The 23,018-nt window shown below is 70.9% G+C and carries 20 protein-coding genes and 2 pseudogenes; 14 read left to right on the forward strand and 8 right to left on the reverse strand.

What is annotated here, in order from left to right; translation table 11 throughout:
• Positions 1-31 precede the first annotated feature (31 nt).
• Both ACZ3TS_RS22935 and ACZ3TS_RS22940 read left to right on the forward strand, forming a co-directional pair.
• Positions 32-2,230: a 3-hydroxyacyl-CoA dehydrogenase NAD-binding domain-containing protein gene (locus tag ACZ3TS_RS22935; protein WP_467620742.1), complete on the forward strand. Its 2,199-nt coding sequence runs from the start codon at positions 32-34 to the stop codon at positions 2,228-2,230.
• Between the two features lie 133 nt (positions 2,231-2,363).
• The gene (locus ACZ3TS_RS22940) at positions 2,364-2,645 is read left to right on the forward strand and encodes a hypothetical protein (protein ID WP_467620745.1); all 282 of its coding nucleotides are present in this window, start codon (positions 2,364-2,366) and stop codon (positions 2,643-2,645) included.
• A gap of 3 nt (positions 2,646-2,648) precedes the next feature.
• Here the strand turns inward: ACZ3TS_RS22940 and ACZ3TS_RS22945 are convergent, their stop codons facing one another.
• Entirely contained in the window at positions 2,649-3,362 is a 714-nt protein-coding gene (locus tag ACZ3TS_RS22945; RefSeq protein ID WP_467620748.1) for a MerR family transcriptional regulator, read from the reverse strand.
• Between the two features lie 257 nt (positions 3,363-3,619).
• On the opposite strand from ACZ3TS_RS22945, the gene ACZ3TS_RS22950 reads away from it, so the two are divergent.
• The 3 genes and pseudogenes from ACZ3TS_RS22950 to ACZ3TS_RS22960 all read left to right on the forward strand — a co-directional run bounded on the left by ACZ3TS_RS22950 (position 3,620) and on the right by ACZ3TS_RS22960 (position 6,583).
• Positions 3,620-5,086: an amino acid permease gene (locus tag ACZ3TS_RS22950; protein ID WP_467620750.1), complete on the forward strand. Its 1,467-nt coding sequence runs from the start codon at positions 3,620-3,622 to the stop codon at positions 5,084-5,086.
• A 61-nt stretch (positions 5,087-5,147) separates the two neighbouring features.
• A pseudogene (locus ACZ3TS_RS22955) lies at positions 5,148-5,639 on the forward strand (macro domain-containing protein).
• Positions 5,636-6,583, forward strand: a complete 948-nt coding sequence (locus ACZ3TS_RS22960; protein ID WP_467620752.1) for an adenosine kinase — start codon at positions 5,636-5,638, stop codon at positions 6,581-6,583. The pseudogene ACZ3TS_RS22955 and the gene ACZ3TS_RS22960 overlap by 4 nt, the downstream one beginning before the upstream one ends.
• Here the strand turns inward: ACZ3TS_RS22960 and ACZ3TS_RS22965 are convergent.
• Positions 6,555-7,091: pseudogene (locus ACZ3TS_RS22965) on the reverse strand (FAD-dependent oxidoreductase); the annotation flags it as partial. The gene ACZ3TS_RS22960 and the pseudogene ACZ3TS_RS22965 sit on opposite strands and share 29 nt — an antisense overlap.
• A 66-nt stretch (positions 7,092-7,157) precedes the next feature.
• Between ACZ3TS_RS22965 and ACZ3TS_RS22970 the strand changes: the two are divergent.
• From ACZ3TS_RS22970 to ACZ3TS_RS22980, 3 genes are all read left to right on the forward strand, one after another.
• Complete coding sequence (locus tag ACZ3TS_RS22970) at positions 7,158-8,177, forward strand: oxidoreductase (protein ID WP_467620755.1); 1,020 nt, start codon at positions 7,158-7,160, stop codon at positions 8,175-8,177.
• Positions 8,178-8,266: 89 nt separating this feature from the next.
• Positions 8,267-9,907 (forward strand): ABC-F family ATP-binding cassette domain-containing protein, encoded by a 1,641-nt coding sequence (locus ACZ3TS_RS22975; RefSeq protein WP_467620758.1) that lies wholly within the window; start codon positions 8,267-8,269, stop codon positions 9,905-9,907.
• Between the two features lie 163 nt (positions 9,908-10,070).
• Positions 10,071-10,274, forward strand: coding sequence for a hypothetical protein (locus ACZ3TS_RS22980; protein WP_467620761.1), 204 nt, complete (start codon positions 10,071-10,073; stop codon positions 10,272-10,274).
• 84 nt (positions 10,275-10,358) lie between these two features.
• Here the strand turns inward: ACZ3TS_RS22980 and ACZ3TS_RS22985 are convergent, their stop codons facing one another.
• The 3 genes from ACZ3TS_RS22985 to ACZ3TS_RS22995 all read right to left on the reverse strand — a co-directional run bounded on the left by ACZ3TS_RS22985 (position 10,359) and on the right by ACZ3TS_RS22995 (position 13,914).
• Positions 10,359-12,713 (reverse strand): Tex family protein, encoded by a 2,355-nt coding sequence (locus tag ACZ3TS_RS22985; RefSeq protein ID WP_467620764.1) that lies wholly within the window; start codon positions 12,711-12,713, stop codon positions 10,359-10,361.
• A 144-nt stretch (positions 12,714-12,857) separates the two neighbouring features.
• Positions 12,858-12,995, reverse strand: a complete 138-nt coding sequence (locus ACZ3TS_RS22990; RefSeq protein ID WP_467620767.1) for an LPFR motif small protein — start codon at positions 12,993-12,995, stop codon at positions 12,858-12,860.
• Between the two features lie 52 nt (positions 12,996-13,047).
• Positions 13,048-13,914, reverse strand: a complete 867-nt coding sequence (locus ACZ3TS_RS22995) for an SCO6745 family protein (protein ID WP_467620769.1) — start codon at positions 13,912-13,914, stop codon at positions 13,048-13,050.
• 211 nt (positions 13,915-14,125) lie between these two features.
• Between ACZ3TS_RS22995 and ACZ3TS_RS23000 the strand changes: the two genes are divergently transcribed.
• Positions 14,126-14,761 (forward strand): DJ-1/PfpI family protein, encoded by a 636-nt coding sequence (locus ACZ3TS_RS23000; RefSeq protein WP_467620818.1) that lies wholly within the window; start codon positions 14,126-14,128, stop codon positions 14,759-14,761.
• Here the strand turns inward: ACZ3TS_RS23000 and ACZ3TS_RS23005 are convergent.
• On the reverse strand, positions 14,748-15,497 hold the full coding sequence (locus tag ACZ3TS_RS23005; RefSeq protein WP_467620771.1) for an enoyl-CoA hydratase/isomerase family protein: 750 nt from the start codon (positions 15,495-15,497) through the stop codon (positions 14,748-14,750). The two genes, ACZ3TS_RS23000 and ACZ3TS_RS23005, sit on opposite strands and share 14 nt — an antisense overlap.
• Positions 15,498-15,767: 270 nt before the next feature.
• Between ACZ3TS_RS23005 and ACZ3TS_RS23010 the strand changes: the two genes are divergently transcribed.
• The gene (locus ACZ3TS_RS23010; RefSeq protein WP_467620821.1) at positions 15,768-16,277 is read left to right on the forward strand and encodes an ATP-binding protein; all 510 of its coding nucleotides are present in this window, start codon (positions 15,768-15,770) and stop codon (positions 16,275-16,277) included.
• A gap of 67 nt (positions 16,278-16,344) precedes the next feature.
• Here ACZ3TS_RS23010 and idi read toward each other — a convergent pair whose 3' ends face one another.
• The gene (gene idi, locus ACZ3TS_RS23015; protein WP_467620774.1) at positions 16,345-16,938 is read right to left on the reverse strand and encodes an isopentenyl-diphosphate Delta-isomerase; all 594 of its coding nucleotides are present in this window, start codon (positions 16,936-16,938) and stop codon (positions 16,345-16,347) included.
• Between the two features lie 325 nt (positions 16,939-17,263).
• Entirely contained in the window at positions 17,264-18,244 is a 981-nt protein-coding gene (galE, locus tag ACZ3TS_RS23020; RefSeq protein WP_467620777.1) for a UDP-glucose 4-epimerase GalE, read from the reverse strand.
• A 395-nt stretch (positions 18,245-18,639) separates the two neighbouring features.
• Between galE and ACZ3TS_RS23025 the strand changes: the two genes are divergently transcribed.
• Genes ACZ3TS_RS23025 through ACZ3TS_RS23040 form a run of 4 tightly spaced genes read left to right on the forward strand, consistent with a single transcriptional unit; the run spans position 18,640 to position 23,015 of the window.
• Positions 18,640-20,460: a DUF5941 domain-containing protein gene (locus ACZ3TS_RS23025; RefSeq protein ID WP_467620823.1), complete on the forward strand. Its 1,821-nt coding sequence runs from the start codon at positions 18,640-18,642 to the stop codon at positions 20,458-20,460.
• Complete coding sequence (locus ACZ3TS_RS23030) at positions 20,457-21,209, forward strand: phosphocholine cytidylyltransferase family protein (RefSeq protein WP_467620780.1); 753 nt, start codon at positions 20,457-20,459, stop codon at positions 21,207-21,209. The genes ACZ3TS_RS23025 and ACZ3TS_RS23030 overlap by 4 nt, the downstream gene beginning before the upstream one ends.
• A complete protein-coding gene (locus ACZ3TS_RS23035; protein WP_467620783.1) occupies positions 21,197-22,258 on the forward strand; it encodes an iron-containing alcohol dehydrogenase family protein in 1,062 nt (353 codons plus the stop codon). Before ACZ3TS_RS23030 ends, ACZ3TS_RS23035 begins: the two co-directional genes overlap by 13 nt.
• A complete protein-coding gene (locus ACZ3TS_RS23040) occupies positions 22,236-23,015 on the forward strand; it encodes a CDP-alcohol phosphatidyltransferase family protein (protein WP_467620785.1) in 780 nt (259 codons plus the stop codon). Before ACZ3TS_RS23035 ends, ACZ3TS_RS23040 begins: the two co-directional genes overlap by 23 nt.
• Positions 23,016-23,018 lie beyond the last annotated feature (3 nt).

Here is a 23,018-nt window from a genome sequence, read left to right on the forward strand (position 1 = left end):
CGGATCGAACGGATCTTACGGAGCACCCCTGATGAGCACTGAGTCCACCACCATCCGCTGGGAGCAGGACGACACCGGCATCGTCACCCTCGTCCTGGACGACCCCAACCAGTCCGCGAACACGATGAACCAGGCGTTCAAGGAGTCGATCGCGGCGATCGCCGAGCGGGCCGAAGCCGAGAAGGACTCCATCCGCGGCATCATCTACACCTCCGCCAAGAAGACCTTCTTCGCGGGCGGCGACCTGAAGGACATGATGAAGGCCGGCCCGGCCGACGCCCAGGCGGCCTTCGACACCGGTGTGGCGATCAAGAGCGCCCTGCGCCGCATCGAGACCCTCGGCAAGCCGGTCGTCGCGGCCATCAACGGCGCGGCTCTGGGCGGCGGCTACGAGATCGCGCTCGCCTCCCACCACCGCATCGCCCTCGACGCCCCCGGCTCCAAGATCGGCCTCCCGGAGGTCACCCTGGGCCTGCTTCCCGCGGGCGGTGGCGTCACCCGCACCGTACGCCTGATGGGCATCGCCGACGCCCTGTTGAAGGTGCTGCTCCAGGGCACCCAGTACGCGCCACGGCGCGCCCTGGAGAGCGGCCTCGTCCACGAGGTGGCCGCCACCCGCGAGGAGATGCTGGCCAAGGCCCGCGCCTTCATCGACGCCAACCCCGAGTCCCAGCAGCCCTGGGACAAGCCGGGCTACAAGATCCCGGGCGGTACGCCGTCCAACCCGAAGTTCGCCGCCAACCTGCCCGCCTTCCCGGCCAACCTGAAGAAGCAGCTGAACGGCGCCCCTTACCCGGCACCGCGCAACATCCTCGCCGCCGCCGTCGAGGGCTCCCAGGTCGACTTCGAGACCGCCCTGACCATCGAGGCGCGCTACTTCACCGAGCTGGTCACCGGGCAGACCGCGAAGAACATGATCCAGGCGTTCTTCTTCGACCTGCAGGCCGTCAACTCCGGCGCCAACCGCCCGAAGGGCGTCGAGCCCCGACAGGTCCGTAAGGTCGCCGTGCTCGGCGCAGGGATGATGGGTGCCGGCATCGCCTACTCGTGCGCCCGCGCAGGGATCGAGGTCGTCCTCAAGGACGTCTCCCTGGACGCCGCGGTCAAGGGCAAGGGCTACTCCGAGAAGCTGTCCTCCAAGGCGGTCGCAAAGGGGCGTACGACCCAGGAGAAGGCTGACGCGCTGCTCGCCCGCATCACGCCCACCGCCGAGGCCACCGACCTCGCGGGCTGCGACGCCGTCATCGAGGCCGTGTTCGAGGACCCGGCACTCAAGCACAAGGTGTTCCAGGAGATCGAGAACATCGTCGGGCCCGACGCGCTGCTGTGCTCGAACACCTCCACCCTGCCGATCACCGCGCTCGCCGAGGGTGTGGAGCGACAGGCCGACTTCATCGGGCTGCACTTCTTCTCGCCTGTCGACAAGATGCCGCTGGTCGAGATCATCAAGGGGAAGCGGACCGGCGACGAGGCGCTGGCACGCGCCTTCGACCTGGTCCGGCAGATCAACAAGACGCCGATCGTGGTCAACGACTCGCGCGGATTCTTCACCTCCCGGGTCATCGGGCACTTCATCAACGAGGGCGTCGCGATGGTGGGCGAGGGCATCGAGCCCGCGTCCGTCGAGCAGGCGGCGGCCCAGGCCGGCTACCCGGCCAAGGTGCTCTCCCTGATGGACGAGCTGACGCTGACCCTGCCGCGCAAGATCCGCAACGAGTCGAAGCGGGCCGTCGAGGAGGCGGGCGGTACCTGGTCCCCGCACCCCGCCGAGGCCGTCATCGACCGCATGGTCGACGAGTTCGGCCGCACCGGGCGCAGCGGCGGCGCCGGCTTCTACGAGTACGGTGAGGACGGCAAGCGCGGGCGCCTGTGGCCCGGCCTGCGGGAGCACTTCACCAAGGCCGGGTACCAGATCCCGTTCGAGGACATGCAGGAGCGCATGCTGTTCTCCGAGGCGCTGGACACCGTCCGGCTCCTGGAGGAGGGCGTGCTGACGTCCGTCGCCGACGCCAACATCGGCTCGATCTTCGGGATCGGCTTCCCCGGCTGGACCGGTGGCGTCCTGCAGTACATCAACGGCTACGACGGCGGCGCCGGGGCAGGTGCCGGGCTCCCCGGCTTCGTGGCCCGCGCCCGGGAACTGGCCGAGCGCTACGGCGAGCGGTTCACGCCGCCCGCGCTGCTGGTGGAGAAGGCGGAGAAGGGGGAGCGGTTCACCGACGCGCGCTGACGCCACACCACCCGGCGCAGCACCGCCGCGTCACCGCATATCACTGAGCGACACGCCGCTCCTGCCCCGTGGGGACGGGGCCCGGACGCTGACGGGCGAACCGGTACCCGCCCCGTCCCCACGAGGAGCTCCCATGGGATGCCGTCCCGTCCTCGCCCTCCTGGAGATCGGTGAGGGCGTGGACCGCGTCTTCGGCAACCCCGGCACCGCCGAACTGCCGTTCCTGGCCGCCCTCGTGGACGCCGACTGCGCGCCCGGTGGGCGCCGACGGCGGCTTCGAGCACGTGCCCGCGCAGCAGGTGGTCCCCATGAGCCGGCCGACCTGATCTCCACGCTGCTGCACGTGATGGACGAGGGCAGCGGCTTCCTGACCGGGCAGACCCTCGAGGTGGCGGGCGGGTCGGCCTTCCTGTAGCGGTCAGGACTCCGGGGCGGGCGGCGTTTCCCTGAGCCACTCGCGCAGCTCCTCCTTCAGGGAGCGCTGGAAGGTGGTGAGCAGGGCCTGCACCACCAGTGGGTGCATGTGCGCGGACAGCGACTTCACGGCCGTGGAGTCACTGTCCGCGACCGCGTCGCGGAACAGGCGCGACAGCTCGTGTGCCGCCGCGCGCGAATGTCCGATGAGTACGCCGCGGGCCGCGAGGATCGTCTCCAGGTCGAAGGGCACGTCGAGGAGCTGGACGCCGAGCCGGAGCAGGCCCGGGTCCACGCGGTACGCGCCGTCGCACGGCACGGCCACGTTCATCGCCGCGAGCCGCTCGAGATCGTCCTCGCCGAGCGGCCGCCCGGCCCGCCGCTCGAGCTCCTCACGCGTCATCGTCTCCACCGCGTCCGGCGCCCAGGACGCCACGACGGCGCGGTGGATGGCGAGGTCCCGGGCGCTCAGGTCCGCCGGCAGCTGCTGCAGATAGCGCTCGATCGCCGCCAGGGTCATGCCCTGCTGCTGCAACTCCTCGATGAGCGCCAGCCGGGCCAGATGCTCGGGGCCGTAGTGACCCACGCGCCGGGGGCCGATCACGGGCGGCGGCAGCAGACCCTTGGCGCTGTAGAAGCGGACGGTGCGGACCGTGACGCCCGCACGCGCGGCCACCTCGTCGACAGTGAGCTTGGACTCCTCGGTCTCGGTCGTCATGTGCAGCAGTATCGCTGTCTCACCACTGCTGTGACACCTGGACGGGACCAAGCGCGACGATGTGACCACCAGTCGACGGCCAGGTGGCGATCACGTGAGAAGTGCCGCTCTGTGACGTGTGCCATCGCATGCGGAGCGATCTCTGAGGGAAGGTGGCTCCTTGGTCGGCGCCGTGTCAGCGGTGGCCCGGACCGAGGCACATTCCGGAAGCCCGCGCACCACCCCCGCGCCGGGCGCACCAGAGAGTAGATCCACTCGTGAGCAAGGACGCCGTGAACACGGCCGCGGCCGCATCCGACACCGATGCGGCCCGGACGCCCGCGGACGCGGGCGACGCCGGTTACAGCAAGGACCTCAAGGGCCGCCACGTCAACATGATCGCGATCGGTGGAGCCATCGGCACCGGTCTCTTCCTCGGCGCCGGGGGCCGGCTGCACAACGCCGGCCCCGCCCTCGCGCTTGCCTACCTCGTCTGCGGCGTCTTCGCCTTCTTCGTGGTGCGCGCCCTCGGCGAGCTGGTCCTGTACCGCCCGTCGTCCGGGTCCTTCGTGTCGTACGCCCGCGAGTTCCTCGGCGAGAAGGGCGCCTACGTCGCCGGCTGGATGTACTTCCTCAACTGGTCGACGACCGGTATCGCCGACATCACCGCCATCGCGCTGTACACGCACTACTGGAGCTTCTTCACCTCCATCCCGCAGTGGGTTCTCGCCCTGATCGCGCTTGCGGTCGTCCTGGCCGTGAACCTGATTTCGGTGAAGATCTTCGGCGAGATGGAGTTCTGGTTCGCGATCATCAAGGTCGCCACGCTGGTGAGCTTCATGTTCGTGGGCATCTTCCTGCTGGCCACCCAGCACGAGGTGGGCGGCCGGAAGCCGGGCCTGAGCATGATCACCGACCACGGCGGTGTCCTGCCGCACGGGCTCATGCCCGTCGTCCTCGTGATGCAGGGCGTGATCTTCGCGTACGCGGCCCTCGAGCTGGTCGGCGTCGCCGCGGGCGAGACCGCCGAGCCGGAGAAGGTCGTCCCGCGCGCGGTGAACTCGATCATGTGGCGCGTGGGTCTCTTCTACGTCGGTTCGGTGGTCCTGCTCGCGCTGCTGCTGCCGGGCTCTGTGTACTCCGCGGACGAGAGCCCCTTCGTCACCGTGCTGTCGAAGATCGGCGTCCAAGGGGCGGGTGACGTGATGAACCTGGTCGTCCTGACCGCCGCGATGTCCTCGCTGAACTCCGGGCTGTACTCGACCGGCCGCATCCTGCGCTCCATGGCCGTGGCGGGTTCGGCGCCGAAGTTCACGGCGCGGATGAACCGCAGCCAGGTCCCCTACGGCGGCATTCTGCTCACCTGCGCGGTCTGCGTGCTCGGCGTCGGACTGAACTACCTCATGCCGAGCCAGGCCTTCGAGATCGTGCTGAACGTGGCCTCCCTCGGGATCATCAGCACCTGGATGATCATCATGGTCTGCCACCTGGTCTTCGTCCGCCGCGCGAAGGCGGGCCTGGTGGCCCGGCCGTCCTTCCGGCTGCCCGGCAGCCCGGTCACGGAGATCGTCACCATCGCCTTCCTGCTGGCGGTGCTGGGCCTGATGTGGAATGACCCGGACGTCGGCCGCAAGACGCTGCTGCTGGTCCCCGTGATCGCCGTCCTTCTCGTCGGCGGCTGGTTCGCCCTGCGCCGCCGGATCTGCGACGCCACGGACCAGGAGCTGGCCGAGCTCACGAAGTAGCCGAGCTCACGAAGCAACAGGACGGGCCACTGATGTCAGTGGCTGCCCCTACGGTGGCGTCATGTCGGAGATCACGTATGTCCGGGGTGACGCCATCGTGCCGCAGGGCGAGGGCGTCAAGGTGATCGCCCACGTCTGCAATGACATCGGGGGCTGGGGCAAGGGTTTCGTGCGTGCGCTCTCGCGGCGCCGGCCGGAAGCCGGAGGCGGCATACCGCGCCTGGTACCGCGAGCGTGCGGTGGACGACTTCGGTCTGGGCGCGGTCCAGCTCGTCCAGGTCGAGCGGGACCTGTGGGCGGCCAACATGGTCAGGCAGCGAGTGATACGGAGAGGCGGCAGCAAGGCCGTGCCGTGCGCTACGAGACGGTCGACGCGGCGCTCGAGGCGCTGGCCGAGAAAGTCATCCGACTCGGCGCCTCCGTCCACATGCCGCGCATAGGGTCTGGCCTGGCGGGAGGCACGTGGTCCCGCGTGGAGCCGCTGATCATCGAGCGGCTCGTCATGCGGGGGATACCCGTGACCGTGTACGACCACGGGGAGGGGCAGGCGTGAGCCGTGACACCGACGTTCTCGTCCTGGGCGGCGCCGGGGTGGACACCATCGTGTACGTGCCGGAGCTGCCACTGCCTTACGCCGACAGTTACATGATCCAATCCGGGATCGCGACCCGGGCGGGGCAGACCGGTGACTTCGTGGCGCTCGGCCTGAGCGCACTGGGCCTTCGCACCCATCACCTCGACATGCTCGGCGACGACCCGGAGGGGGACCTGGTCCGTGCGCTGCACCGCGACCGGGGCATCGGGCTCACTGCCGTGCCCCAGCCCGCCGGTACGAAGCGGGCAGTCAACCTCGTCGGCCCGGACGGCCGGCGGCTGTCCCTGTACGACACCAGTCGTTCGTACGCCGAAGACCGGTTCCCCGAGCCGACGGTCCGGTCCCTGGCGGCGGGCAGCCGCCACGTCCACGTCGCCATCACCCACCCCTGCTCCCACGCCCTGCCTTTGCTGCACGAGGCCGGGGTGACCCTCTCGACCGACCTGCACGACTGGGACGGCGTCAACCCGTACCACGAGCCCTTCGCGTACGCGGCGGACGTCGTCTTCGTGTCGGCGGCCCGTCTCACCGCCCCCGAGCGGACGATGCGGCAGATCGCGGAGCGGGGCCGGGCCCGGGCGGTCGTCGCCACGGCCGGGGCCGAGGGGGCGTATCTCCTTGCCGACGACGAGCTGACCCGCATACCGGCCGTCAGGCCACCCGCACCGGTGGTGGACTCCAACGGCGCGGGAGACGCCTTCGCCGCCGGCTTCCTCTTCGGCCACCTGAACGGCGAGCCGCCCCGTCGCTGCGCCCTGTACGGCGCGGTGGCCGGGGCGCATGCGTGCACGGTGACGGCCACGGAGACGGACGCGATCGTCCGGGACGCGCTCCTGGCCCGCGCGGCCGAGTGGGATTCCGCGAGGCCGTGCGCTCGCGGGCGCCAAGCCCCGTGCAGTTGACCACGACGGGTGCCGCGGCGGCCGGTTCCTCCAGATCCGCGACCGACCGTTCCTCGACCCGCCCGCCGGCCCGTAGCAGCCGGCCGAGCAGCCATGGGAGATGGGTCGACATGTCGATGAGGGGAAGCCGTGCCCACAGACCGGTCCCGGCGTACTCGGCGTCCGTCGAGGCCCGAAGTCCCTCGACAGAGGCGGCCCACGGGCCGAGGCCGTCCGGCCGCGTCTCGCGGTGTACGCCCTCGACCATGCGTACGCCCGTCTCCTCGGGCCGCGCGGCCAGCGCCTCGTAGACGCCGAGAGACTCCAGGGCCCATTCGCCCACCCGGGACCCGGGTTCGATCCGGTACGGCCACCACACCGCGCCGGCGACCGCTGAGGTGGTCCGCTCGGCGGGCTCCCGCGTCCACACCCGCACGTGCCGGCCGCTCTCCGCCAGGACGATCGCCGTCGTCAGCCCGATGACGCCGCCGCCCACCACGATCACATCACCGCTCTGATCTCTGTCCACGCCGGGACGCTAGCCGAATGCGTCCTGCCGTGCTCACATCACGCCCAGTGTGGGGATACTCACAGCATGTCTGCCGAGTACGCGACCTTCGGCCTGGCACCGGCGATGCGTGCCGGTGGCGTCCTCGCCAACGGTGTCCAGCAGGTGCATCGGGACTTCATGGACTTCGTCGTCGACGGGTGTCCGCTGCTGTTCCGGCTCTCCGACCTGGACGCCGTCTCCCCGCTCGCCTCCGACATCCCGCCCTCGATCTTCACCGCTCAGGTACGCGGCCTGCTGTTGGAGGCCGACGCGCCGCTGGAGGGCGGCCGTCATGTCATCTACGGCTGTCCGGAGTGCGAGGACCTGGCCTGCGGGGCCGTCACGGCGGTCATCGAGAGGGACGGCGACGACTTCGTGTGGCGGGACCTCGCCTGGCAGACCGACGAGCGGGTGGACCTGGAGCTCAACGGCTACCACGGGACAGGGCCGTTCCGCTTCCGCGGCGACGAGTACCGCCGCGCCCTTCACGCCCTGCTCGCCGGCGACTCGGCGGTGCGGCGCCGGGTGCTGCTGATCGGCGCGCGTGTCGCCGTCCTCGCCCGGCTCGCCGCCGCACTGCGGACGATCGGCATCGGTGCGGAGATCGCGCACGACGTCACCGGTGTGCCCGCCGAGGAACTGCGCACCTACGGCGCGGTGGCCTTCGGGCAGGCGGTCGGTGAGCGGGAACGTGCCGCCGTACGGGACTCGTTCGAGCGCGCCGGGGTCGAGATGGCGTACGTCGACGGACTCGCCCCCATCGTTCCCCTCCTCGTCGCGCAGATCCAGCACGCCCTGGATCGCAGCCTCGTGGAGCAGCGGCGCCTCACGCGTCTGGCGGTCGCCGGCGGGGCGGCGGACGTCGAGGTCGCCGCCATGTGCCGGGTCAGCCTCATCACGTACCGCCAGGACCGACTGCACCGCGTCCACACGCATCAGGCCTTCGACGACGTCCTGGAGCCGGGCCGCCATCGCATCGCCCTCGACCCCAGGACGACCAAGGGGAAGTCGTTCCTGGTGGCCCGGACCTCGGGCACCGTGCTGGTGACGGCGGTGCCGCGCTGAGCGGGTGACTGAGGGCCTTTCCCGCCGGGCCGGCCGGTTCCTGGTGCCGTTGGGCCGGTCGTCCCCCGCTCGTTAGGATCGGCGGTCTGATGACTGCCACTCTCGTCGCCAAGGACCTCGCCGCCGGGCACGGCGACCGCTCGCTCTTCTCCGGGCTCGACCTCGTCGTCGCGCCCGGCGACGTGATCGGACTCGTCGGTGCCAACGGGGCGGGCAAGTCCACTTTGCTGCGGATGCTCGCCGGACTGCTGACCCCGGAGCGGGGCGAACTGCGCCTGTCCCCGCCGACCGCGACGGTCGGCCATCTCCCGCAGGAGCCCGAGCGGCGGCCGGGCGAGACGGTGCGGGAGTTCCTGTCGCGCCGCACTGGCGTGGCGGAGGCCCAGCGCCGGATGGACGAGGCGACGCAAGGGCTCGTCGACGGGACGCCCGGTGCCGAGGACGCGTACGCGGTGAGCCTGGAGCGCTGGCTCGGCCTCGGCGGTGCGGACCTCGACGAACGGGCCGAGGAGGTCGCCGGCTCGCTCGGCCTGGGCGTCGGCCTCGACCAGCCGATGACGTCCCTGTCCGGCGGTCAGGCGGCCCGCGCCGGGCTCGCCTCGCTGCTGCTGTCCCGGTACGACGTGTTCCTGCTCGACGAGCCGACGAACGACCTCGACCTGGACGGCCTGGAGCGCCTGGAACGCTTCGTCGGCGGACTGCGGGCCGGGACCGTGGTCGTCAGTCACGACCGTGAGTTCCTCACGCGCACGGTCACCAAGGTCCTCGAACTCGACCTCGCACAGCGGCAGATCAATCTCTACGGCGGCGGCTACGAGGCCTACCTGGAGGAGCGCGAGACGGCTCGCCGGCACGCCCGCGACGAGTACGAGGAGTACGCCGACAGGAAGGCCGCCCTCCAGGACCGTGCCCAGATGCAGCGCGGCTGGATGGACAAGGGCGTGAAGAACGCCCGGCGCAAGGCGGGCAACGACAACGACAAGATCGGCCGTAAGTTCCGCAGCGAGGCCAGCGAGAAGCAGGCCGCCAAGGCCCGGCAGACCCAGCGCATGATCGAGCGCCTCGAGGTCGTCGAGGAGCCCCGCAAAGAGTGGGATCTGCGCATGGAGATCGCGGCGGCCCCCCGCTCGGGCGCCGTCGTCGCCGTGCTCCGGGACGCGGAGGTACGGCGCGGCGACTTCACGTTCGGTCCCGTGTCCCTGCAACTCGACTGGGCGGACCGGGTGGCGGTGACGGGTGCGAACGGGGCGGGCAAGTCGACGCTGCTCGGCGCATTGCTGGGCCGTGTCCCCCTGGACGCCGGCCATGCCGCCCTCGGCTCGGGCGTCCTGGTCGGCGAGGTCGACCAGGCACGGGGATTCTTCCACGGCCCGGAGTCCCTGCTGGACGCGTTCCGCGCGGCGGTCCCGGACACGGACCCGGTGGACGTCCGCACGCTGCTGGCCAAGTTCGGCCTGAAGACGGACCACGTCCTGCGCCCGGCGGCGACCCTCTCCCCGGGCGAGCGCACAAGGGCCGCGCTCGCCCTCCTCCAAGGCAGGGGAGTCAACCTCCTGGTCCTGGACGAGCCGACCAACCACCTCGACCTCCCGGCCATCGAGCAACTCGAGTCGGCCCTGGATTCCTACGCGGGCACACTGCTGCTGGTCACCCATGACCGCCGCATGCTGGACGCGGTCCGGGTCACCCGCCGCCTGGAGGTGGCGGACGGCAAGGTGACAGAGCGCTAGAAGGGCTCGGGCATGTTGGTATCGGGGATCGGGGCGGGTCTGTCGCGGTGGCAGATGGGCAGGGCCCGGACGGGGAGAAGGGTCTGGAGCTCGCGGACTACTCGGTAGAGCCTCGGCCCTCCGCATCGTCGCGCAGGTCGACGTCTCGCTCGGTGCGCAGGAAGTGGTCGATGAAGCCCGGGCCGCCCTGCACGCGTACGACGCCTTCACCGGCATGGCCGACCGGATGGTCGCCGGCCTGCTCACCACTGCGGCGGAGATCCGTGCGGCGATCGCGGACTTCGCCGAGCTCGGCGCCGACGAGGTGATGCTCTGTCGCTACGGCCTCGACCCGGCCCAGGCGGACCGCCACGTCGACGTCCTGTGAGGGCCTGATCGCACACGGACAGACGCCCGCGACGAACGGGCCCGGACCCTCCGCGTCGCAGCGGAAGGTCCGGGCCGGGTCGGCTCAGCGGCGGCCGTTCTTCGGGTCGAGCAGACCCGCGCGGCGCAGCGCGTCGGCCATCGCGCTGTTCGCCGGCGGGGGCGCCTGCCGCGAGCCGCCGCCCTGGCGGGCCTGCCGCTGCTGCGGAGGACGCCCGCCACGCTGCTGGCGCCCACCGCCGCCACCCTGCTGCGGAGCGGCTTCGTCGTCGAGACGCAGCGTCAGCGAGATCCGCTTGCGCGGGATGTCGACGTCCAGGACCTTCACCTTGACGATGTCGCCCGGCTTCACCACGTCCCGCGGGTCCTTGACGAACGTCTTCGACATCGCGGAGACGTGCACGAGGCCGTCCTGGTGGACGCCGACGTCCACGAAGGCGCCGAAGGCGGCGACATTCGTGACGACGCCCTCGAGGATCATGCCGGCCGACAGGTCGGAGATCTTCTCGACGCCCTCCTTGAACGTGGCCGTCTTGAATGCGGGCCGCGGGTCGCGCCCCGGCTTCTCCAGCTCCTTGAGGATGTCGGTCACGGTCGGCAGACCGAACGTCTCGTCCACGAAGTCGGAGGGCCTCAGGGAACGCAGCATCGACGTGTTGCCGATCAGCGAGGCCACCTCCTGGCCCGCGGTCTTCACCATGCGCCGGACGACCGGGTACGCCTCCGGGTGCACGCTGGACGAGTCCAGCGGATCGTCGCCGCCCCGGATCCGCAGGAAGCCCGCGCACTGCTCGTAGGCCTTGGGGCCGAGCCGCGCCACGTCCTTCAGCTGCGAGCGCGATGTGAAGGGGCCGTTGGCGTCGCGGTGCGCCACGATGTTCTCCGCGAGCCCGGAGGAGATGCCGGAGACCCGGGCCAGCAGCGGCGTCGACGCCGTGTTGACGTCCACGCCCACGCCGTTCACACAGTCCTCGACCACCGCGTCCAGCGAGCGCGAGAGCTTCACGTCGGACAGGTCGTGCTGGTACTGGCCGACGCCGATCGACTTCGGGTCGATCTTCACCAGCTCGGCGAGCGGGTCCTGCAGACGGCGGGCGATGGAGACCGCACCGCGCAGCGACACGTCCATGTCCGGCAGTTCCTGCGAGGCGAAGGCGGAGGCCGAGTACACCGATGCGCCGGCCTCGGACACCATCACCTTGGTGAGCTTCAGCTCCGGGTGTTCGGCGATCAGTTCACCGGCGAGTTTGTCGGTCTCGCGGGACGCCGTGCCGTTGCCGATCGCGATGAGCTCGACCGCGTGCTCCTTGGCCAGGCGCGCCAGCTTGGCGATCGCCTCGTCCCACTTGTTGGCCGGCACGTGCGGGTAGATGACGTCGGTGGCCACCACCTTGCCGGTCGCGTCCACCACGGCCACCTTCACGCCCGTACGGAATCCGGGGTCGAGGCCCAGCGTCGCCCGCGTGCCGGCCGGGGCAGCGAGCAGCAGGTCGCGCAGGTTGGCCGCAAAGACCGCCACCGCCTCGTCCTCGGCGGCCGTGCGCAGCCTGAGGCGCAGGTCGATGCCGAGGTGTACGAGGATGCGGGTGCGCCAGGCCCAGCGGACCGTGTCGACCAGCCACTTGTCGGCGGGACGGCCGCGGTCGGCGATCCCGAACCGGTTCGCCACGATCCCTTCGTACGACGAGGGGCCCTCCGTCGGCTCCTCCGGCTCCAGGACGAGGTCGAGGACCTCCTCCTTCTCGCCACGCAGCATGGCGAGAACGCGGTGCGAGGGAAGCTCGGTGAACGGCTCGGCGAAGTCGAAGTAGTCGGCGAACTTGGCGCCCGCCTCCTCCTTGCCCTCCCGCACCTTGGCGGCCAGGCGCCCGCGGACCCACATGCGCTCGCGCAGCTCGCCGATCAGGTCGGCGTCCTCCGAGAACCGCTCGGCGAGGATCGCCCGCGCCCCGTCGAGCGCGGCCTGGGGATCGGCGACCCCCTTGTCGGCGTCGACGAAGGCGGCGGCCGCGGCGTGCGGTTCCACCGTCGGGTCGCCGAGCAGGCCCTCGGCCAGGGGTTCGAGACCCGCCTCGCGCGCGATCTGCGCCTTGGTGCGCCGCTTCGGCTTGAACGGCAGGTAGATGTCCTCCAGGCGCGCCTTGGTCTCGGCGCCCCGGATCTGGGCCTCCAGCTCGTCGGTCAGCTTGCCCTGCTCGCGCACCGACTCCAGGATCGCCGTGCGCCGCTCCTCCAGCTCCCGCAGGTACCGCAGCCGCTCCTCGATGGTGCGCAGCTGCGCGTCATCGAGCATCTCGGTCGCTTCCTTGCGGTAGCGGGCGATGAAGGGCACCGTCGAACCGCCGTCGAGCAGCTCGACCGCGGCCTTCACCTGCCGCTCCCGTACGCCGAGCTCCTCGGCGATCCTGCCTTCGATGGACCCTACGAGGGGTGTCGTCACGATCCCGTACCGCCTTCTCCACTGAGGTTGCGCGGCAATTGTGGCAGGTCGCACCGACAACACGGGCTCAGGGCGGGGACACGGACGGCATCCGGGTCGCACGGGACGGCCTCCGTCACTCGGCCGCCCCGTGCGACCGGCTCCTCAGACCCGGCGGGCGCCGCCCCGTGCCGAGGCCGAAGCCCCGCCGAACAGCCGGGCCAGAGCCCGGAACGGCAGAGCCACCACCGTGGCGAGGGCACCGCCGATCTGGCGCAGGACATCTGCTGTCGCACGGAGCACAGTTTCCCCTTCCGTCGTGCCGGCGTGTCCACATGGGACGACGTCCGGTACCTCACCCCTTGCCGATCATGCCCTCAGGGAAGGCCCCGGCCGCGAGCGCCCTCATCAGCAGCCCGCCCGCCAGCTCCGTCAGCCGCTCGACGCCCGCTGCGCCGAGGTGCTCGTAGGGAGCCCGGTCGAGGCGGTCGGTCGCCGCCTCGATCTCCTTGCGCAGCGCGGTGCCGGCCTCGGTCAACTCGCCCTCCGCGTCGATCAGCCCGCGCTCGCGCAGCCGCCCGGACGCCGCGTCCCAGTCCTGACGGCTCCAGCCGCGTGTGGCGAGGGCCCACTTCGGGGCCATGCCCTTGCCCGTCGCCGTGTGTGTCACCAGCGCCTCCACGGGGTCGAGTTCCACGTCGAGCAGCACGGTCAGATGGCCGTCGCCGCGGTGCTCGCGCAGCAGCGTGGCCGCGTGCCAGAACGCCAGGTGCGGTTCGTCGGGCACGGGCAGACCGGCGTGCGCGGCATACAACGGGCGCGCGTGCGGGGTGCACGCCTCCGTCGCGCGCAGCGCGAGTTCCGCCGCCTCGGCCATCTCCTTGGAGGCGACGGTCTCTTCGCCGAGCAGTCGGCGCAGCGTCGTGTCGACGGCACGCGTGCGTGCCGCGAGCACCACCTCGGGGGACGCCGTTTCCCACATGGCGGGCACGTGCCGTGCCACCAGCTCGGGCTGGAAGTTGTAGAACGTCGCCGTCACCACGCCCGCGCCCACCGGTCCCATCGCGGCGGCACGGACCGCGAAGTAGGCGGCCCTCTGGTCGCCGATGCCCACGGCGGTCAGTTCCCGTTCCAGATCCGGCGAGAAGTAGTGCGTCGAGTGGAGCGGATTGATCACGTTGTGGCAGCGCCGCCCGGCGCGCTCCGGCAGGGGAGTCGTCATGGCCGACACGTTACCGACTGGTCGGTACGCAGAGAACGACGGGGAGCGCGATGGCGGGAAAAGTGGGCTGTTCGGCGTTGCGGCCATCCCCGGGTCCGCCAACAATCGCTGTGCGGGTCGGCCACTTCGGCGAGGGCGTGGCTTCCGCCTGGCAGCCACTCACTGATCACCTCGGACCACACGGCCACCGACCATGACCGAAGGGAAGCGCATGCAGATCGCGATCGTCCTCTTTGACCGGTTCACCGCCCTCGACGCTGTGGGCCCGTACGAGACGCTCGGCCGACTCCCCGACGCCGAGACCGTCTTCGTCGCCGAGCGGACGGGGCCCGTGCGCAGCGACACCGGCGCCCTCGCCCTCACCGCCGACCGGGCCCTGGCCGAGGTGCCGGCCCCGGACATCGTGGTCGTCCCCGGTGGCCCCGGCCAGACGCCGCAGATGGAGAACGAGCCACTCCTGGACTGGCTGCGCTCGGCCGACTCCACCAGCACCTGGACGACGTCCGTGTGCACCGGTTCGCTGCTGCTCGCAGCCGCCGGGCTCCTCGAGGGGCGCCGGGCCACCTCGCACTGGCTGGCCCTGGACTTCCTCGGGCGGTTCGGCGCGCAGCCCACCGGCGAGCGCGTCGTGTTCGACGGCAAGTACGTCACCGCCGCCGGTGTGTCCTCCGGGATCGACATGGGGCTCGCGCTGCTCGGCCGTATCGCGGGCGACGAACACGCCCAGGCCGTACAGCTGCTGACCGAGTACGACCCACAGCCGCCCTACGACGCGGGGTCCCCGCACAAGGCGCCCGCCCACCTCGTCGAGGAGTTCCGCGCCAAGAGCCGCTTCATCCTGACGTAGTCCACGTGAACCGCGGCTGCCTGCGCTCCAGGAACGCGGCGACGCCCTCCGCGGTGTCGCCGCTCCCGCGCGCCTGCTCGGCCCAGTACGCGTCCCGGTCCGTGCGCCCGTTCGCGAACTCTTTGGCCGCGGCCTGCGTCAGCTGCGAGCGTGCGGCCAGTGCGCGGGTGAACTCGGCGACACGCTTGTCGAGTTCACCCTCGGGCAGCACCTCGTCGAGCAGGCCCGTCCGCAGGGCCCGCGCCGCATCCATCAACTCGCCTGAGAACAACAGGTACTTCGCGGTGCCGGGCCCCACCAGCGACACCAGCCGACGGGTGGAGGAGGCCGGGTAGACTATCCCCAGCTTGGCCGGGGTCACCCCGAACAGCGCGCCGTCCTGCGCGAACCGCAGGTCGCAGGCCGCCGCCAGCTGTGACCCGCCCCCCACGCAGTGGCCTCGGACCGCCGCCAGGGTCGGCATCGGAAACGCGGCCAGCGCCTCCTCGGCCAGCACGGCCAGGGTCTGTGCCTTCTCGGGTGACTCCCGCAAGGTGGAGATGTCGGCGCCCGCGCAGAACGTCCCGCCCTCACCGGTGAGCACCAGCACCCGGACGGCCGGATCGGCGGCCAGCTCGTCGAGCAGCGGCGGAAGCGCCTCCCACATGCCGGCCGTCATGGCGTTCCGCTTGGCCGGGTGGTGGATGACGACGGTCGCGACCCCGTCGGTGACGCGGTGCAGCAGCTGCGGCTCCATACGCCGGATGCTATCCGCACCCCCGCAACGCGCGATCAAGAAGGGTCCGGCGCAACGTACCGGACGAGCGGACGCGGAACCCGTACAACCCGAAGAGTTCCGAAGTCGGCGCAACGGGGGCAGGACCGGTCATCCAGCCGACCGCGCCAGGCGCCAACGGTCAGATGCCGTCGATAGCGGCTTACTTCTGGTCAGTCATTCGGGACGGACCAGCGCATTCCCAACACTCGACGTGTGGTGACAATCGAGCGCAAGGGTGGCGACCGGACGATGGACAACCAAGGGCGAGGGTCTGGCCCACGCCCTGAAGGCGACGGGAACCCTCCGGACAGCCGCAGAGCACCGGGCCCGCTGCCGTACGAGGGGGTGTGGCGATTCACCGCCGCCGCCGTGGACGCCTCGGTGCCGCAGGCGCGGCACGCCGTCCGGGACCTGCTCGCCCGCCAGGGCGTGCCCGCTTCGGACGACACCGTGCAGTCGCTGCTGCTGATCGTGTCCGAACTGGTCACCAACGCGGTCCGGCACGCGGCGCTGCTGTCGCCGATGCTCGCCGTGGAGGTCGCCGTCGGTCCCGAGTGGGTGCGGGTGTCGGTGGAGGACGAGCACCCCTACCGCCCGAGCGCCCTGGAGGCCGACCACGGCCGGACCGGCGGCCGGGGACTGCTTCTGGTCCGCGAGATCACCAGGGAGGAGGGCGGGGTGTGCGACGTCGAGCACACGGCGAGCGGCGGCAAGGTGATCTGGGCCGCCCTTCCGCTCAAACCCCCGGGGTTCCTGTGAGGGATGTCAGGCATGCGCGGACCGGGTGAGTCCGTCCCGGCCGTGCGGGCCGGGACGGACCCTGGTGTCACCAGCCCGCGGACGGACCGGTCAGCTCCCTGATCGCCGGCCGCGCGGCGTCCAGGACCGTCGTGAACCACGACGAGAACGTGTCCTTCACGTGCCGCTCCGCCAGTTCGTCGGGGGTCACGAAGACCGTGGCTCCCACCTCCTGCGGGTCCGGGTGCAGGGTGGACTGCACGAGACCGACGAAGAGATGGTTGTACTCCTGCTCCACCAGGCCCGAGTCCGGGTCCGGGTGGTTGTAGCGGACGGTGCCCGCCTCCCCCAGCAGCGACGGGGAGATCCCCAGCTCCTCGTAGGTCCGCCGGGCCGCCGCCGCGAACGGCGCCTCGCCCGGGTAGGGATGGCCGCAGCAGGTGTTCGACCAGACACCGGGGGAGTGGTACTTGCCCAGCGCCCGCTGCTGGAGCAGCAGCCGTCCGCGCTCGTCGAAGAGGAACACCGAGAACGCCCGGTGGAGTCGGCCCGGCGGCTGATGGGCGGCGAGCTTCTCCGCCGTGCCGATGGTGGTGCCGTTCTCGTCGACGAGCTCCAGCAAGATGGCCTCGGCGGTGCCGTTCGACGAACGGTCCGTCGCGCTGGCAGGTGTGATCGGCATACCCATCCTTCGCATCGGTTGTCCAGCCCCAAGTCTGCCGTACGAATCCGGCACTCCCGGCACTTCGTAACCCCCCGCATGTCCCGCTCCGCCCGTCCGGACGGGGCCGTACGGCCCCACGGAACAGACGCCGTAAGAGGCGGGACACCTGATCGTGCCCGGCGTCGGCGAGGGGGAACCGCCCCGCCGGATTGCGTCCCGGACGCACGGGGCCCGGTATGTGTCGTACACCCGGCGCACACGCGTCCCTCACACGCCCGTGTGCTGCCGGGCCCGGTTGTAGTGTGACCCTCTCCCGCGTCGCGCGTACGCCGGGTGCACCCGGTCAGTCGTGGCGCCCCTGAGGGTGGTGCAGCAGCCAGCCCCGCCAGGCCGACTCCACCATCTCGTGCACCCCGAGCCGGGCGCTCCAGCCCAGCTCCCGCTCGGCCAGCGCCGAGGACCCGACCGCGCGGGGGGCGTCACCGGGACGGCGCGGCTCGACGACCGCGGGCGTGGTGTCCCCGGTCACCTCGCCGATGAGCGTGACGAGCTCCCGTACCGACACGCCTTCGCCGCGGCCGATGTTGACGGTCAGATCGCCCGTCGCGCCCCCAGCCAGCCGCCGGGCCGCCGCGAGGTGCGCGTCGGCGAGGTCGGCGACGTGGATGTAGTCGCGCACGCAGGTGCCGTCCGGCGTCGGATAGTCGTCGCCGAAGATCCGCGGGGCATCGCCGCGGGTCAGCCGGTCGAAGACCATCGGCACGACGTTGAAGACGCCCGTGTCGGCCAGCTCCGGCTCGGCCGCGCCCGCCACGTTGAAGTACCGAAGGCACGCGGTTGCGATGCCGTGCGCCCGGCCCGCCGCCCGCACCAGCCACTCGCCCGCGAGCTTCGTCTCGCCGTACGGGCTCATAGGGGCGCAGGGAGTGTCCTCCGTGATGAGGTCCACATCGGGGTTGCCGTAGACGGCGGCGGACGAGGAGAACAGGAACCGTTCGACTCCCGCCCCCGCCACCGCGTCCAGCAGCGTCGCCAGACCGCCCACGTTCTCCTGGTAGTAGCGCGTGGGCTGGGCCACGGACTCGCCGACCTGCTTGCGCGCGGCGAGGTGCACCACACCGGTCACCGCGTGTTCGGCAAGGACCCGCTTCAGCAGCTCGCCGTCCAGCGTGGAGCCCTGGACCAGCGGAATGCTCTCCGGCAGCCGCGTCGGCACACCGGAAGAGAGATCGTCCAGAACGAGGACGCGCTCACCTTGCCCGGCCATCGCCCGCGCCACGTGTGCCCCGATGTATCCGGCCCCGCCGGTGATCAGCCATGTCATGGCCCCTCACCCTATGTCCGCCCGGCGAACAGGGTCCCTGTCCGGGAAGGTGGAGAAGGCCCCTATAGAGGTGGAGAAGGCCTCTATGAAGGAGAAGTCCCCTATGAATAAGTCATGGCATGAATGTTCCCTCACGTGACAAGTGCGATGTCGCGATTGCAGGGATATTGCAGGGATATGGACGCGCAGTTTGTGGCGCGCCTGTCCGATCGATGATGATGATCGCGGCGGCAGTCGGGCAGACCGGGTTGATCAGTCTATGAACGGCCGGTGAACACCGGCTTCCAGGCATCCGATAACCTCTGCCGACATGCCGCCCGGCCCCTGCTCCGGGTGTCCCACACCACACATATGACCGACGTTCGTACACGTCGGGCCTCAGGGAGTGAGTTCGTCTGTCGACCGCCATCCTCACCGGTCAGCCGGTTCCCGGATCGTCGCTCGAGGGCGATCTGCGGTCCCTCGGCTTCGACGTGCGGGTCGCCACCGACGCCGGTGACGCCGAGACACTCCTCGCCGCCGTGCCGGCGAACCAGCGGGTCGCGGTCGTCGACGCCCGCTTCGTTGGCCATCTGCACGCGCTGCGCCTCGGTCTCACCGATCCCCGCTTCCCGGCCGCCGCCGTGCCCGGTGCCGTCACCGCCCAGCCCGCCGCCCGCCAGGCGCTGACCCGCGCGCTGGCCCGCGAGAACTCGGCCGCGACCGGCGGTGCGGCGGTCGTCACCGAGAACCTCGCCGAGCGCGTCACCGCGGCCCTCGACGCCGACGGCATTCCGGTCCATCACCCCGAACTCGGCACGCTGGTCGCCGCCGTCCCCGCCGACCCCCAGACCCGCAACGAGGCCCGCCAGGCGGTCTCAGCCATCGACGACGAGGCCGTGCGTCTGCGGAGCGCCGTCAAGGCTCGCGACGGTTTCTTCACCACGCACTTCATCAGCCCGTACTCGCGTTACCTCGCTCGCTGGTGCGCCCGCCGCGGCCTCACCCCCAACCAGGTCACCACCGCCTCGCTGCTCACCGCCCTGATCGCGGCGGGCTGCGCGGCCACCGGTACCCGCGGCGGTTTCGTCGCCGCGGGCATCCTGCTGCTCCTCTCCTTCGTCCTCGACTGCACCGACGGCCAGCTCGCCCGCTACTCGCTGCAGTACTCGACGCTCGGTGCCTGGCTGGACGCCACCTTCGACCGCGCCAAGGAGTACGCCTACTACGCAGGCCTCGCCCTCGGCGCTGCCCGTGGCGGTGACGACGTCTGGGCGCTCGCCCTGGGCGCGATGGTCCTGCAGACCTGCCGGCACGTAGTGGACTTCGCCTTCAACGAGGCAAACGTCGGGGATCCTGCCGCGACCGCGAACACCAGTCCCACCGCTGCCCTCTCGGACCGCCTCGACAGCGTCGGCTGGACGGTGTGGGTGCGCCGGATGATCGTCCTGCCGATCGGTGAACGGTGGGCGATGATCGCCGTTCTGACGGCCGTCACCACTCCCCGCATCACCTTCTACGCCCTGCTCATCGGCTGCGCCTTCGCCGCCGCGTACACCAGCGCGGGCCGCGTGCTGCGCTCGCTGACGCGCAGGGCGCGGCGAACCGAACAGGCTGCGCGGGCGCTGGCCGACCTGGCGGACAGCGGGCCGTTCGCCGATTACGTGGCCAAGTTGCGCGGTCCGAACACGCGGATCCGCCCCGGTGCTCCCATGCCGCTGGCGGTGATCGGTGTCGCGGTCCTCGCCTCGGCCCTCCTCTCCGGTGACCTCTGGGCGGTCGTCGGGGGAGCCGTCGTCTACGCCGTCACGTCCGGCCTGGCTCTGTCCCAGCCTCTCAAGGGCCCCCTGGACTGGCTCGTCCCCCCGCTCTTCCGGGTGGCCGAATACGCCACCGTCCTGGTGCTGGCAGCCAAATCCGGGGTAAACGGAGTGCTTCCAGCGGCTTTCGGACTGGTGGCGGCTGTCGCCTACCATCACTACGACACGGTGTACCGCATCCGCGGCGACGCCGGCGCGCCGCCGCACTGGCTGGTGCGCGCAATCGGGGGGCACGAAGGCCGGACGCTGCTGGTCACGGCCCTCGCCGCGCTGCTCACCGCGGCGCAGTTCAAGGTCGCGCTCACGGCCCTCGCGGTCTACGTGGCCCTGGTGGTGCTCGTCGAGAGCATCCGGTTCTGGGTGACCGCTCACAAGAGTGGTGCGCCCGCCGTACACGATGAAGGAGAACCTGCATGATCGGCCTTGTGCTGGCGGCCGGCGCCGGACGGCGTCTGCGCCCTTATACCGACACCCTGCCCAAGGCTCTGGTGCCGGTGGGGCCCGCGGGCACAGAGGAGAGCCTCACGGTCCTGGACCTCACCCTCGGCAACTTCGCCGAGATCGGTCTGACCGAGGCCGCGATCATCGTGGGCTACTGCAAGGAGGCCGTCTACGAGCGCCAGGCGGCTCTGGAGGAGAAGTACGGCCTCAAGCTCACCCTCATCGACAACGACAAGGCCGAGGAGTGGAACAACGCCTACTCCCTGTGGTGCGGCCGTGACGCCCTCAAGGACGGTGTGATCCTCGCCAACGGTGACACGGTGCACCCGGTCTCCGTCGAGAAGACGCTGCTCGCCGCCCGCGGTGACGGCAAGAAGATCATCCTGGCCCTCGACACGGTGAAGAAGCTCGCCGACGAGGAGATGAAGGTGGTCGTCGACCCCGACCGGGGCGTGAAGAGGATCACCAAGCTGATGGATCCGGCCGAGGCGACCGGCGAGTACATCGGCGTCACCCTGATCGAGGGCGACGCGGCCGCCGAGCTGGTCGACGCCCTGCGTGCCACGTTCGAGCGGGACCCCCAGCTCTACTACGAGGACGGGTACCAGGAGCTGGTCGACCGAGGCTTCCGTATCGACGTCGCGCCGATCGGTGACGTTCGGTGGGTCGAGATCGACAACCACGACGACCTCGCCAAGGGCCGGGAGATCGCGTGCCGGTACTGACGAGGCTCATCCCCTCACCCGTCGTCGTCGACATCCGCCCGGGTGCCCTCGACGACCTGGCGAGTGTGCTCGCCGACGAACGCATCTCGCACTCGGGGAAGCTGGCCGTCGCGGTCAGCGACGGTTCGGGGGCCCGGCTGCGTGAGCGACTCACCCCCAGTCTGCCCGGCGCCACCTGGTACGAGGTCGGCGGCGGAACCCTCGACGACGCGGTCCGGCTGGCCGCTGACATGAGGGCCGGCCACTACGACGCACTCGTGGGCCTGGGCGGTGGCAAGATCATCGACTGCGCCAAGTTCGCCGCCGCGCGCGTCGGCCTGCCGCTGGTCGCCGTACCCACGAACCTGGCGCACGACGGCCTGTGCTCGCCGGTGGCCACCCTCGACAACGACGCCGGCCGCGGCTCGTACGGTGTGCCGAACCCGATCGCAGTCGTCATCGACCTCGACGTCATCCGCGAGGCCCCGGCGCGTTTCGTGCGCGCGGGTATCGGCGACGCCGTTTCGAACATCTCCGCGATCGCGGACTGGGAGCTGGCCAACCGCGTCAACGGCGAGAAGATCGACGGTCTCGCCGCGGCGATGGCCCGACAGGCCGGCGAGTCCGTGCTGCGCCACCCCGGCGGCATCGGCGACAACGACTTCCTCCAGGTGCTGGCCGAGGCGCTGGTCCTCAGCGGTATCGCCATGTCGGTCTCGGGCGACTCCCGACCGTCCTCCGGCGCGTGCCACGAGATCAACCACGCCTTCGACCTGCTGTTCCCCCAGCGCGCGGCCGCCCATGGCGAGCAGTGCGGCCTGGGCGCCGCCTTCGCGATGTATCTGCGAGGGGCGCACGACGAGTCGGCATTCATGGCTCAGGTGCTGCGCCGGCACGGGCTGCCCGTGCTGCCGGAGGAGATCGGCTTCACGGTGGACGAGTTCGTCCAGGCCGTGGAGTTCGCCCCGCAGACCCGGCCCGGCCGCTACACGATCCTCGAACACCTCGACCTGAAGACCGACCAGATCAAGGACGCATACGCCGACTATGTCAAGGCCATCGGTAGCTGAACTCCGTCCCGTCGTTCATCCTTCCGGGGTGAAGGACCGGCGCAGCGGTGAGCACTGGGCGGGACGCCTCTACATGCGGGAGATCTCGCTGCGGATCGACCGTTACCTGGTGAACACCGGGGTCACGCCCAACCAGCTGACGTACCTGATGACCGTCTTCGGTGTCCTCGCCGCCCCGGCCCTGCTGGTGCCGGGTGTGGCGGGCGCCGTACTCGGGGTGGTGTTGGTCCAGCTCTACCTGCTGCTGGACTGCGTCGACGGCGAGATCGCCCGCTGGAAGAAGCAGTACTCGCTCGCCGGGGTGTACCTGGACCGGGTCGGGGCGTATCTGTGCGACGCCGCGGTCCTGGTCGGCTTCGGCCTGCGCGCCGCCGACCTGTGGGGCTCCGGGCGGATCGACTGGTTGTGGGCCTTCCTCGGCACCCTCGCCGCCCTCGGCGCCGTCCTGATCAAGGCCGAGACCGATCTCGTGGGGGTCGCCCGTCACCAGGCCGGGCTGCCGCCGGTCAAGGAGGCGGCGTCCGAGCCGCGGTCCTCCGGTCTGGCGCTGGCCCGCAGGGCCGCCGGGGCGCTGAAGTTCCACCGGCTCGTCCTCGGTATAGAGGCGTCCCTGCTGATCCTGGTTCTGGCGATCCTGGACGCGGTCCGGGGCGACCTCTTCTTCTCCCGGCTCGGCGTCGCGGTGCTGGCCGGTATCGCGATGCTGCAGACGCTGCTCCACCTCGTGTCCGTCCTCGCCTCGAGCAGGCTGAAGTGAGCG

The organism is Streptomyces sp. NPDC022910, from assembly GCF_055561075.1.

What these genes read in the sequence shown, in the direction of transcription:
- ACZ3TS_RS22935 (WP_467620742.1), top strand. Translation starts at nt 32, where the DNA reads ATGAGCACTGAGTCCACCACCATCCGCTGGGAGCAGGACGACACCGGC.
- ACZ3TS_RS22940 (WP_467620745.1), top strand. Translation starts at nt 2,364, where the DNA reads ATGGGATGCCGTCCCGTCCTCGCCCTCCTGGAGATCGGTGAGGGCGTG.
- ACZ3TS_RS22945 (WP_467620748.1), bottom strand. Translation starts at nt 3,362, where the DNA reads ATGACGACCGAGACCGAGGAGTCCAAGCTCACTGTCGACGAGGTGGCC.
- ACZ3TS_RS22970 (WP_467620755.1), top strand. Translation starts at nt 7,158, where the DNA reads ATGTCTGCCGAGTACGCGACCTTCGGCCTGGCACCGGCGATGCGTGCC.
- ACZ3TS_RS22975 (WP_467620758.1), top strand. Translation starts at nt 8,267, where the DNA reads ATGACTGCCACTCTCGTCGCCAAGGACCTCGCCGCCGGGCACGGCGAC.
- ACZ3TS_RS22995 (WP_467620769.1), bottom strand. Translation starts at nt 13,914, where the DNA reads ATGACGACTCCCCTGCCGGAGCGCGCCGGGCGGCGCTGCCACAACGTG.
- ACZ3TS_RS23000 (WP_467620818.1), top strand. Translation starts at nt 14,126, where the DNA reads ATGCAGATCGCGATCGTCCTCTTTGACCGGTTCACCGCCCTCGACGCT.
- ACZ3TS_RS23005 (WP_467620771.1), bottom strand. Translation starts at nt 15,497, where the DNA reads ATGGAGCCGCAGCTGCTGCACCGCGTCACCGACGGGGTCGCGACCGTC.
- ACZ3TS_RS23010 (WP_467620821.1), top strand. Translation starts at nt 15,768, where the DNA reads ATGGACAACCAAGGGCGAGGGTCTGGCCCACGCCCTGAAGGCGACGGG.
- idi (WP_467620774.1), bottom strand. Translation starts at nt 16,938, where the DNA reads ATGCCGATCACACCTGCCAGCGCGACGGACCGTTCGTCGAACGGCACC.
- galE (WP_467620777.1), bottom strand. Translation starts at nt 18,244, where the DNA reads ATGACATGGCTGATCACCGGCGGGGCCGGATACATCGGGGCACACGTG.
- ACZ3TS_RS23030 (WP_467620780.1), top strand. Translation starts at nt 20,457, where the DNA reads ATGATCGGCCTTGTGCTGGCGGCCGGCGCCGGACGGCGTCTGCGCCCT.
- ACZ3TS_RS23040 (WP_467620785.1), top strand. Translation starts at nt 22,236, where the DNA reads ATGTCAAGGCCATCGGTAGCTGAACTCCGTCCCGTCGTTCATCCTTCC.